We start from the raw sequence: 12,154 nt of genomic DNA, 5'->3' as shown, positions 1-12,154 counted from the left end.
ATCGCTGAGCACGCTGACGTCCACCAACGGAAACGCCTGGCGGTATAAGTGAGCAGCCTGTTCAGGGAGCGTAAAACAATCCAGCCACCGGTTTGAGTAAGGATAAGGACGAACCTCACCATGATAAAACAACAGAGGTGCCACCAACGGGAGTTCAGTATGGCCTTTTTTCAGGTGAGCCGCCATCGCTAACATGGCGTAATACATCAGTCGCCAGGCCATCAACGGGTCAGGGGTGGACTGATGTTCAATCAGACAATAGATATAGCCCTGTCCCCGGGCCGTTTCAACCGAGTACAGCACATCACTGTGCAGTTGGCGTAAATGCTGATCCACAAAACTGCTGGGCTCCAGTTTCAATGTGGTTAAATCACACAACAACTGGATTTCTTCGGGCAGATAAAGGGATAGAAACTCTCTGGCCGTTTCAGGCTGCGTTAAAAAATATTTGAATAATCCGTCATGGTGAGGCCGTTTTTCTTTCTTTGCCACAATCTGTTTCTCTGTCTTATTAGTTAGTCATTACCATTTATAGTATTTCTACCAAGTTACAAAAAACATTGTCTCAGATTTCCTCAGGCAAATCTTTACCGAATGCATTAATAGAAGAGCCTAAAGAATCAAATACCAAAAAAGAAAAAATAAGGAAACATTATATTTACAACAACTACTCAATGAAAGCCATTCATTTAAATGAGTTTTTAACTTGCATTCGCATAATGATAATCCCTTTATCAAAATATCGATTATTTATATTTCCGTTAATCTTGGATGTTCAGATCGCAAAAATTTGTCTGAGTTCCCTCCAGATGATCACTTATTTTGAAATGTTATTTATAACCGGATTTTCGTGGAGAAAAAGATGACAATAACCACTATCATTATCTCCCTCATTACTGTAGGACTTATCGGTTGGGGGATCACAATTTATAACCGGCTAGTTGCTCTGAAAGAGCAGACAAGCAATACATTTGCCAATATCGATGTTATTTTAAAACAGCGTGCAGAACAGATCCCGCAGCTTGTGACCGTGCTGGAAAAGTCTATGGAACATGAACGTGATATTTTTACTCGGTTAAATGATGCACGGCAGGGATATCTTAATGCCGATACCTTCACAGATAAAATCAAAGCCTCCAATGAAATGAACAATGCATTCCGATCTGTACTGGCCGTAGCTGAAAACTATCCGACACTGATTTCAGGTTCCCAATTTTCACAATTGCAGACATCGGTGACGGATCTAGAAAGTAAAATTGCTCATCGCCGCGAAATGTTTAATGATGCAGTAACGGAGTATAATACGGCGATTTATCTATTCCCTGATCTGATTTTTGCCCGCATGTTTCATTATCAGAGGCTACCTTTATTAGAAATCTGTCAGGAAGAAAAAGCCTATGACGGTATCAAGTTTAAATAAATCAGATAGTAAACCTTATGATGACTATGATATTTTTTACTTTTATTTTTGTTTTTTCCTGCGTATTAATCTTTATCCTCAATCTCCTTTTAAAAGAAGTCGTGGGATTTAAACGCCTTCACTGGCTTTCCGTTCTTTTAATTGGATTGATCATTACCAGCACGGTTTTTTATCTCGATTATCCTTTCAAACATTTTTCCTATATACCCTATGGATTTCAAGATGCATCGCGGCGGCAAGGGAGTGAATCCCCGGGAGCATAGATAACTATGTGACCGGGGTGAGCGAGTGCAACCAACAAAGAAGCAGCTTGAAAGATAACGAGTATATACTTCATTTATTTTAACCTGCCATAATCATTTAAAAGTGAAAATACAGAAGTATTAAATTTTTATATCAAGGGAGGATTTAACTTGGTTAAAACCTTTCATAAGGAGAGTTAATGGAATTTAATCGAAAATCATTAACCATTAATAATGAATTGAAAATAAATCTGCATGTAAAACAATATTACCCAAATAAATGGGGATTAAGGTGCTTTGCCACCGGTTATTTTTTTATTTTATGAAGAAAATCGTAAAAATAACGCAATAAAAAAGAGATAAACAGTGTGGATTGTCAGACACACACCGTTTTCCCACCAATGAAATTGCTGCCAGTACACCACCCGCTTCATCAACCACTCAAATATCCCCTATTGGTTCAATCTGGTTATAATGAAAAACCCGTTTACCCACTTTTAACACTAATTTTGTGAATATAAGGGTCCGGGGTTTTACAATCACAAACGGCACTTTTCATGTAAATCGAAAGCATAGTCTTTCCTTATCTCTCAGTATTAACTACCGGAAAAAGTTAATACTGAGTTGTTTTAAAAAGGCCATAGTTATCTAGAAATAACCACTTTTCCATTGATTAAAGAAAAATAGGGACTGAATGTACGACCGTTTTCACTGTTATTTTTATCTTCAATTAACAAAGGTGAATTATTGCTATGTTCAAGCTGGAACCTAAATAACCGCCCCCCCATATAACGTATCAGTTTATATTTACTCCAGTCTATCGGTACTGCCTGATAATTATTATCAAAATCTTGCTTAAAATCCAGAGAATCAAAAAAAACCTGCTCTGTGCTGTTATTGGCCTGCGCATGTTCATATAACATTATTTTGGTAGCATGTTGCAAAGCAACCAAATCTTTATTTTTCATGATCTGCCAGACATCTTCATAGGCTTTTTTAACCAGTTCAGTGCTTTCCGCTGTCTCCGGTAGAGGGGTAGCCGTCGTCCAAGCCCAGGCAGGGAGATCATTTAATGTCACTGTCCGCTGCGCATAATAAAATCCCCTATCTTTAAGATTTTTCTCCGCGATTTTGCTGTACTGAGTGGTATCAATATTAAAATTAACGGACTTCATGCTGGTTGGTTCCAACGTACCATTTTTATCTGCCACACTGGCGATAATATTAGTCACTTCATCAGACTCATAAGGAGTTACCCTTACCAATCTAACCTTGCACTCAGTACCTTTTTCTTGATAAACATACCCCTCTTTTGCATTTCTGAACGGCGCTATTTCAATATAAATAGTATTTTTACCATTTTGCAATATCGGAGCAACATTGTAACCCGTCGAGATGGTCCCTGTAATTGAACCCAAATTACTTAAAGTATAAATCCCGTTGACTCTAAGAACACAATAAGCACGGTTTGTTTCTAAATAAGTAATATATTTAACTTTATCCATTGTATTTTCCCCATAAGCTGATAATGAAAATAGGACCATAAAAAAATAAAAAAACTTTTCTCATTGCAATAACCTCAGTTTGTATATTGATTTCTATTTTAGTTATATTTCCTTACTCCCCAGTATTAACTGCAAAAAACAGTCAATACTGAGTTATCCAAAAAAGGCCACGATTATCTCGAAATGACCACTTTTCCATTGATTAAAGAGAAAAATGGGTTAAATGTAAATCCATCTTCACTATTATGTTTATCCTCAATTAGTAACGGAGAATTCATACTATTTACAACTTCAAACCGGAATAATCGGCCATTGAGATAACGTACTAATTTATATTTACTCCAATCTATCGGTACTGCCTGATAGCCCTTATCAAAATAATGTTTAAAATCTAGAGAATCAAAATAAATTTGCTCGGTACTATTATTCGCCTGAGATTCTTCACATAATGTTAATTGATAGGCTGTTTTCAGTGACTCCAAATCCTGGTTCTTCAACATTTGCCAAACATCTTCATAGGCTTTTCTAACCAGTTCTGCACTTGTTTCTGTCACCGGTAATGGTGCAGAGGTGGTCCAAGCCCAAGCAGGTAAATCATTTAACGTAACCGTTCTCTCTGCATAATAAAAACCTTCATTCTCGATATTCTTTTCCGTAATTTTACTATACTGCGCTGTATCGGTATTAAAATTAACGGATTTCATACTATTAGGCTCTGCTACACCATTTTTATCTGCCACACTGGCAATAATATTCGTGATTTCATCTGACTGGTAAGGTGTCACCTTTACCAACCGGACTTTACACTCCGCATCCTTATCTTTATAAACATATCCTTCTTTTGCATCACTAAATGGAGCCATTTCGATGTAGATGGTATTCTTACCATTTTGCAATATCGGAGCAATATTATACCCCGTTGATATAGTGCCGGTAATTGAATGCAGATTACTTAGAGTATACATTCCATTGACTCTAAGGACACAACGTGCCCGATTAGTTTCTAAGTAAGTGATATATTTAACTTTATCCATAGTGTTTTTCCCATAAGCTGATAATGAAAACAATGCCATAAAAAATAGAAAAGATTTCTTCATTGCGATAACCTCAGTTTATATGTTGATTTCTATTTTAGTTATATTTCCTTACTCCCCAGCATTAACTGCAAAAAACAGTTAATACTGAGTTAGTTAAAACAAACCATAGTTATCTCGAAATAACCACTTTTCCATTGATTAGAGAAAAATAGGGGCTAAATGTTCGACCATTTTCACTGTTATTTTTATCTTCAATTAACAAAGGTGAATTATTGCTATGTTCAAGCTGGAACCTAAATAACCGCCCCCCCATATAACGTATCAGTTTATATTTACTCCAGTCTATCGGTACTGCCTGATAATTATTATCAAAATCTTGCTTAAAATCCAGAGAATCAAAAAAAACCTGCTCTGTGCTGTTATTGGCCAATGCATGTTCATGTAACATTAATTTGGCTGACGATTGTAAAGCTACCAAATCTTTATTTTTCATTATTTGCCAGATATCTTCATAGGCTTTTCTAACTAACTCGGTGCTTGCTTCCGTTTCCGGCAAGGGAGTAGCCATAGTCCAAGCCCAGACAGGCAAATCATTTAATGTCACTGTTCTCTCTGCATAATAAATACCTTCATCCTTGAGGTTTTTTTCCGTTATTTTACTATACTGTGCTGTATCAACATTAAAATTAACAGATTTCATACTATTAGGCTCTGCTATGCCATTTTTATCTGCCACGCTAGCAATAATATTCGTGATTTCATCCGACTGGTAAGGCGTCATCCTTACCAACCGGACTTTACACTCCGCATCCTTATCTTTATAAATATATCCTTCTTTTGCATCACTAAATGGAGCCATTTCGATATAAATAGTATTCTTACCATTCTGCAATAATGGTGCAATATTATACCCGGTCGATATAGTGCCGGTAATTGAATGCAAGCTACTTAATGTATACATCCCATTGACTCTAAGGACACAACGTGCCCGATGAGTTTCTAAATAAGTAATATATTTAACTTGATCCATAGTGTTTCTCCCATAAGCTGATAATGAAAATAAAGCTATAAAGAATAAAAATTCTTTTTTCATTACGATAACCTCAGTCTGTATGTTGATTTCTCTTTTGGCAATTTTGGATATATTTCCCACTTTTTTTGTTTTTTATTATCTTTTCCGTCTTTTTGTTTAGCAGAATCGCCATCACTTTTAGGTGGAGCAATTCCTGCCCCATACTCTACATAATAACTGGCGGTGATGCCCTCATGGAAAAACACCAGAGATAACTCCTTATCCTGTTTATCCAGTTCAAAACATCCTTCCGCTTCAATATCCGCCTCCGCTCTAAAATACCCCTCCACCAGATAATATTTAAACCCAGCTTGAATATTGGTTTCCGCTTTAATCGCTAGCGTACCTCTTACCATATCCCCCAGTTGAAATTCCATTTTATGCTCTTCATTACTGGCATATTTAAATGACAGATTTAACGCCCCTTCCAGAATCATATCTAATTGCGCCCCCAGATAAGCCCCATTCCGTCCCTCTTTTACCGCCTCCTGACCTTTTAATCCCTGTTCACGAATTAAGGCGATTAATTTCTCAACCCCAAATTCCGTCGCAAACGCCTCAATTAAATCCAGCCGCAGTTTTATCCCAATCAGCGGCTCTAATGCCACCGAAACCGTATGCTCAAAATAAGCTGCGTCGCCATGTGTGGCATTCACCAGTTTACTACCACCGCTTAATTTTATTTCCGGAGTCTGGATTTCCACCTCCAACAGTTTAATTTCCTGACTGCCTTCACTGGAAAACAGTTTTTGCAACGTCTCAACCGCCTGCAAGCCTTTATTCACCAGACCCAGTTTTTTACGTTTTTCTTTAAATTCCTCTTCCAGTTCACGTGTAAGTGTGTGGGAATAAGGACCCAGCTTATAAGCAAAACTCCCTTCGGCAGTTAACGTGTCCGTTAATTCATAACCCGCCGTGTGTTTATGCCAGTTTTGACCGGGCTTTTTCGCGTTCGGATTGGTTTTCTTTCTCTCCTTCAGCGCCTCCGCTTTTCTTTCCGCCGCGCTTCTTTCCCGTACTTCTTGTTCTGCCCCTATCGTCACATCCAGTGTCCATTCATATTGCGGCAACACATGGATTTTGGTACTAAGGGCGTCCACTCTCCCTAGCATCAACATTTTCACTTTATCATCCGGCAAGAGAAATGAGCGCTGGGCAAAAGGCTGACCGTAACATTGCGTCAGGGCCAGAATATAATCCGTATGCGGTAAAGAATTCAGATCCCCCTGCTGAAACAGCGACGATGCAATAAAACCTAACGGATCATTTGCTATTGGATCGACCGGCAAGTTATGACGGGAAAAACTGATTTCATAATCTACTCCCGGTCCCTTAATTGGATTTTTATCCAATTCATAAAATTGAAACGCCGGGTTATCCGGGCTATAGAAAACCGCTTTGGGACAATGTGCGTTTTCCGTTATACACTGTTTTCCCACCAATGAAACAGACACCGGTATCCCCTCCGCTTCATCAACTACCCAAATATCCCCTATCGGTTCAATCTGGTTATAGTGAAAAACCCGTTTCCCAACTTTTAACACTAATTTGTGAATACAAGGGTCCGGAGTTTTACAATCACAAACCGCACTTTTCATGTTAACTGAAAGCATGTTTTTTCCTTAACCAATATTAACACTACCACCACCAATCACAATTCCACCACAACTCACCGCATCACCGGTTCTCGCCGCAGGTTTACCATCAACAAAAACGGTACTGGAACCACCGGCAATTATTCGTGAATGAGATGAATGTGGTGCCAAGCTATCTCCCTGACGAGCTAAAGGAATACCGTCAACTTTCACACTGGTCGATCCCGAAATAACCGGTGTCGCGCCACAATCACCATGCGCCGTACCAATATCACCAATCTTTACCGCATTACCCATATTGCTTCCTCCATTCCTGGCAAAATTAAAATAATTTGTCTTTAAAATGGAACCAAGGTACTGATGAATCACCTAGTTCCTGCAATAACAATCTTTCGGCCCGTATATGTCCCGGTTCACAGATATTATTCAATATGCGTTTACAGCGAGTGGGCGATCTTTCAACAGATAGATATCTTCGTAAGAAGAATAATTTTAATATTCCCCGAACACTGTGATCATCCGTAATACCGATATTTTTTAACTCGGTAAGTATCCCCCGGATATAACCAACGTAATCAAAATCCTCAATAGTTTCCCATTCGATAATTAATGCTGCCAATGTCTGTACATAACGTTCAGCAAAAGCGATTTCAATCTTTTCCAGTTGTTCTGGCGTAATCGATAATAGCTTTCTTTTGCTGCTGGCGCCCCGTGGATATTGCTCTCTATTAACCATAAAATCATGACTTTGAATATTGCCCTGATAGTTGGTGGCAATTTTATCTATCGGCCCCATGAAACAGTGAATTTCCCAGTCACTGAGGACATTGAGAAACTCCCAGATATTACGCGGATCATAAAACCGGAAAAATACCGGTTTATCCTGTTCAGGTAATAATACTTGTAAATATTTACGCAAATGCCGACGTAATGTTTTCATATCCGCCTGAGAGCTTAAGAAAATTCCCCAAGGTATGTCACAGTTCTCCAAATAAAGTTTTAACTTTTCTGTCACTTCCACTAAATAAGGAGCCACCTTAAGCAATTCAGGCGGTAAAGATTCATCATAAAGACAGGTAAAAGGCGGATCAAAATACTCCAATATAAGAAACCATTTGGATTCTGTCGCGGCGTCAACGACAGCATACAGTTTTTCTTTAACCATTTTTATCTTTCCCCTTCGGGCAATGTGCGACAAACATCGAACCGGCATGAGCCGCACTCTGCAAAATCGCCGGATTAACCGGTTGCAATAAGACGCCGGGATTACCACCTGAATTTAAGTTAATAGACGCACCTTTGATATCTACGCCGCCACCATGAATAACAATAAAATTATCGCCTACTTTCAGGGTAATTTTGCCGCCGCCTGTTATCGTAATGTCATCATTGGTATCGATGCTGAATACGCCCTGTATTTTCTGTATTACATCGCCTTTGACCTGTAAGGTTTTGTCACCATCAACCTGATCGATATAGTCACCAGTGGTTTTATGTTCCTGCTGCCCATCAACAGTGACTTTACGGTTACTGGCAATCACCAGTTCATCATCATGGCCAATGCTGGTTGTACGGTTGTAATTAATTCGTTCATCCCGGGAATTCAGCACCTTAATCGCCAGATTCTTCTGAGCACGAATAAATACTTCTTCCCGATCTTTTTCATCTTCAAATCTCAGTTCATTAAAACCATCCCCTTTATAGGTTTTTGAACGAATTGACATCTGGGTCTTTGCTATCGGCAAATCGTTAGGCACAACGTTACTGGTATGATAGGTACGCCCAATAATAATTGGCTGATCTGGATCGCCATGCAGAAAATCCACCAGCACTTCCTGACCTACACGTGGGATAGCAATCATGCCCCAACGCTGGCCGGCCCAAGCCTGACTGACCCTGATCCAACAGGAACTTCGGTCATTGAATTTGCCATATTGATCCCAGGCAAACTGTACCCGAACACGCCCGTATTCATCACAAAAGATCTCTTCCCCCTCCGGGCCAACCACTGTCGCAATTTGCAAGCCATCAATACGCGGTTTGGGATAAGGCGAAGGACGCCATACCCGGTTGCAATCGCCAAAGGTGAAATCGTTCGTTAAGGTCGTTCCTGCATTACCGAAAAGAGATTCATCCGCCTGCGGCTGTCTACCGTAATGGCTGATTTTAATCACCAGCCACTGGGTATTAAATTGCTCTTTCGGATGATCAGTAAGCGTAAACCCTGATGCCGGCGCCAGAGCAAAACAGTCACTTTGTGCACGGCCAAACATAGTGTCAGTGCGGAGTGCTTCCAAACGAAATTGACTCAGGCGCTCGCCACGCTCATCTTTAAAGCGCCCGGGAAAATCATAGTAAGTGTAACTGGGCAAATCTGAACGCTGGTGATTAATTTGGCGTTCGTGATAGTAATAGTCAGCCCCCCACAGTGGATTTTTAAAAGTACGATCCTTCAACTCAATATTGGCAATCCCGACTTGTTCACGCCAACAGAATCGATTGATACTGCATTGGCTTCCTGTAGCGTCCAATTCTGGGTGATAGGGCAATGAAAATGTTTTATGTATCCGCTGAGTATCACTAAAAGCAATTATCGATTCACCCGGCTTGTGGTCAAAACTAAAATAATAAAATATCCCTTCATCAGCCAATAAACGATGGAGAAACGCTAGGTCACTCTCATCATATTGCACACAAAACTCCCGTTCAGGATGTTCATATCGCAATTTATAATAGAATTCTCTGATACCATTTTCTTTCAACAATATGCCAATAATCTCGGTCACAGATTGATGCTGAAAAATACGGGAATTAACCCGTAATCCCGCACGCCATAAACCAGGTTGAAGGGTCAGGGAATAATGACTGCGATGACGACCTGTCCTACTTTGTTCAAATTGAGTCACAATCCCAGTGATACTACGCTCTGGTTTTCCATCACGATAAACGGTCAGTGTCGCAACATTATCCAGAACATCAGCAAAATTAATATCCGGATCAGCACTGGTTAATGTCGCCTCCAGACAAAATAACGTTGATAGTGCTTCATCTAGAGTAAACTCAACCACAGCAAAAGTTTTCTCCGGGAGATGACCCGCAGTAAGTGTAAAAACCAGCCCTGAATCTGTCATTACTTTCCTCCTGATTACGTGAGGCCGAGGCTTAATTGTTCAACATATAAACGGGAGCATATAAAAAGGAAGAAATAATATACTTATTTTAATAAAAATAATGATATTTTATTCTAAAAAATCAATGAATTTTTTAGAATACAACATAAACAATCTATGCATTTAACTGGCTATCGTTAATTATGGAAAATCATTTAATTAACCAAAATCTCTGGCCTAAATCAGCAATAAAAATAAAATAGAAAACTGAATTAGTGTAATATCTCAAACAACAATATACTTTTCTTTTTTAATTATTAAATTAGCATTCAAATAGGATAAATTCATTTATCTTATTCCTTTTACATCACTGATAAATTTCAATATTTAACTGTCATGGGAAAGTGTTAAGTTAAATTTTGCAGATAAGATTATCTGTACTATATGTAACATAATAATCATCATGATAAGGAAACAATAAAATGAAACTGATCTATATAAACCCTAATCAAACTTTTGAGCTTTATACTGGTGGAAATATAATAATGCCTACTACTCATCATCCTAGTTTTAATATAGAAAACAGAGGTCCCGCGCCAATTAGAGCAGTAAATTACTGGGCGCCTCCATTCGGAGATTACAATCAGTATGCTTTTATTGACATTCAACCCGGTGAAACTAAATTTTTCCGAAGAGTACCTAATGCGGTTTACTTCTACAAAGTTGTAGTTATTAACCTCAGCAACTACCAACACGCAGAAGCTGTAATTACTCAGTTTCTCCCCGTTCATCCACTGACAGAGGTTTAAATTTCAACAATATATACCCGTCATCTTTCAAGTTGCCTCTTTGTTGGCTGCACTCGCTCACCCCGGTCACATAGTTATCTATGCTCCCGGGGATTCTCTCCCTTGCCGTCGCGATGCATCTTGAAATCCATAGGGTATATTTTCAATATAAAAATTTTTATTTCATTATCTATTTAACTGCAAAAAAATGGTATTCATTCTATTAACTACTAAAAAATATTGACAAAAGGAAATTCACTAAAAACGGAAAACAGGATTATTTAAATAATTATGCAGGATATTTAATTGTCACAATTAAATAATTTCAATTGATAAAATCGCTGGCCTAAAAACCAGCGATTAAAGTAAAAATTAAATTAACGAAATATCTCAAACAACGACATGCCTTTCATATCAACAAATGTCTTATACGATGCTTGAAGTACGGCTTGTTGCTGATAATAATTCGAAATCGCTGAGTTCCATTCTACATCAACCAATTGACTCAAACGGCTTTTATTCGCCAGGCTGCGTTCTGCCCCCAAGCTATTTAAGTCTTCTATTTCTCTCAGTTGTAAACCCAATACCGACTCCACAGAAGAGATATTATTCAACGCGTTGCGAGCACCGCGGTTAGCCTTATTCAACAATTCCAATGCATCATCACGCGTCTTTTGATCTGCCCCGGTAAAGGGTGTTTTCAATGACTGAATCGCCATGTCTATGGTTTTAAATATATCAGATTCACTCGGGCTGCCATCCGGCTCTTTTATCGGGTTACTGGTAGACGAGAGAAAGACCTGCTCCCCAGTATGTCCAATAATCATAGAGCGGTTGCTATCCACTTTCTGAGTCATTTCCTCAGAGCCGCCTCGATAGCTAACTGTACCGCTTGTACTCTCATCAAAAGGTTTCACATCCGTTTTATAACCGGCAAAAATATAGCGGCCATTACCATCGGTAGTATTACCCAAATTCACCAGTTGTTCTTTAAACCCTGTCAGTTGAATGGCCAACGAGTTACGATCTTCATCACTCAATACACCGTTTACTGTGGCTACCAAACTTTCATGAATATTTTGAACCACACCAACAGCTTTGGATACCACACTCAATTGCATGGAAATCGCGTTATTAGCAAACGAGCGAGCGGTCATATACTGCTGGTTCTGAGATTCAGCCTGAGCAACCATGACACCCTGAGATGCCGCCATCGGATCATCGGATGGATTTATCACCCTCTGACCACTGGATAGCTGTGCTCCCTGCTGCATCCATTTCGACTGAGCAGTCGTGATACTCGTCATTTTCTGCTCGTACAATATATTGGTACTTACGCGCACAATTTCATTCCTTTTAAATATTCAGCTAAATACCCAAGATAT

10 protein-coding genes are annotated in these 12,154 nt (G+C 39.1%); 1 reads left to right on the top strand and 9 read right to left on the bottom strand.

The features are described 5' to 3' along the window. Window positions 1-492 (bottom strand): Rpn family recombination-promoting nuclease/putative transposase (locus LGZ98_RS03020; RefSeq protein WP_262977690.1); only part of this gene is annotated, 492 nt, incomplete at its 3' end. 370 nt (window positions 493-862) lie between these two features. Here LGZ98_RS03020 and LGZ98_RS03015 point away from each other — a divergent pair. Beyond that, window positions 863-1,420 carry a LemA family protein gene (locus LGZ98_RS03015; RefSeq protein ID WP_262977689.1) on the top strand — a complete coding sequence of 186 codons (558 nt, stop codon included), beginning with the start codon at window positions 863-865 and terminating at the stop codon, window positions 1,418-1,420. An 886-nt stretch (window positions 1,421-2,306) separates the two neighbouring features. On the opposite strand, the gene LGZ98_RS03010 is transcribed toward LGZ98_RS03015, so the two are convergent. The 8 genes from LGZ98_RS03010 to flgL all read right to left on the bottom strand — a co-directional run bounded on the left by LGZ98_RS03010 (window position 2,307) and on the right by flgL (window position 12,112). Continuing rightward, on the bottom strand, window positions 2,307-3,167 hold the full coding sequence (locus LGZ98_RS03010) for a hypothetical protein (protein ID WP_262977688.1): 861 nt from the start codon (window positions 3,165-3,167) through the stop codon (window positions 2,307-2,309). A gap of 173 nt (window positions 3,168-3,340) precedes the next feature. Beyond that, window positions 3,341-4,264, bottom strand: a complete 924-nt coding sequence (locus tag LGZ98_RS03005; protein WP_113041993.1) for a hypothetical protein — start codon at window positions 4,262-4,264, stop codon at window positions 3,341-3,343. A 109-nt stretch (window positions 4,265-4,373) separates the two neighbouring features. Beyond that, complete coding sequence (locus LGZ98_RS03000; protein WP_113041994.1) at window positions 4,374-5,297, bottom strand: hypothetical protein; 924 nt, start codon at window positions 5,295-5,297, stop codon at window positions 4,374-4,376. After that, the gene (locus LGZ98_RS02995; protein WP_262977687.1) at window positions 5,297-6,889 is read right to left on the bottom strand and encodes a hypothetical protein; all 1,593 of its coding nucleotides are present in this window, start codon (window positions 6,887-6,889) and stop codon (window positions 5,297-5,299) included. Before LGZ98_RS02995 ends, LGZ98_RS03000 begins: the two co-directional genes overlap by 1 nt. A 9-nt stretch (window positions 6,890-6,898) precedes the next feature. Continuing rightward, window positions 6,899-7,168, bottom strand: coding sequence for a type VI secretion system PAAR protein (locus LGZ98_RS02990; protein WP_088371926.1), 270 nt, complete (start codon window positions 7,166-7,168; stop codon window positions 6,899-6,901). A gap of 25 nt (window positions 7,169-7,193) precedes the next feature. Continuing rightward, entirely contained in the window at window positions 7,194-8,036 is an 843-nt protein-coding gene (locus tag LGZ98_RS02985; protein ID WP_262977686.1) for a DUF4123 domain-containing protein, read from the bottom strand. Next, window positions 8,029-10,002, bottom strand: coding sequence for a type VI secretion system Vgr family protein (tssI, locus tag LGZ98_RS02980; RefSeq protein WP_262977685.1), 1,974 nt, complete (start codon window positions 10,000-10,002; stop codon window positions 8,029-8,031). The genes LGZ98_RS02985 and tssI overlap by 8 nt, the downstream gene beginning before the upstream one ends. Window positions 10,003-11,146: 1,144 nt before the next feature. Further along, window positions 11,147-12,112 (bottom strand): flagellar hook-associated protein FlgL, encoded by a 966-nt coding sequence (flgL, locus tag LGZ98_RS02975; protein ID WP_113042000.1) that lies wholly within the window; start codon window positions 12,110-12,112, stop codon window positions 11,147-11,149. Between the last annotated feature and the right edge of the window lie 42 nt (window positions 12,113-12,154).

Source organism: Photorhabdus kayaii (assembly GCF_025384895.1).
Classification (GTDB): domain Bacteria; phylum Pseudomonadota; class Gammaproteobacteria; order Enterobacterales; family Enterobacteriaceae; genus Photorhabdus; species Photorhabdus kayaii.
The sequence above is the reverse complement of the archived record's forward strand: the minus strand, read 5'-3'. Positions and strand labels throughout refer to the sequence as shown.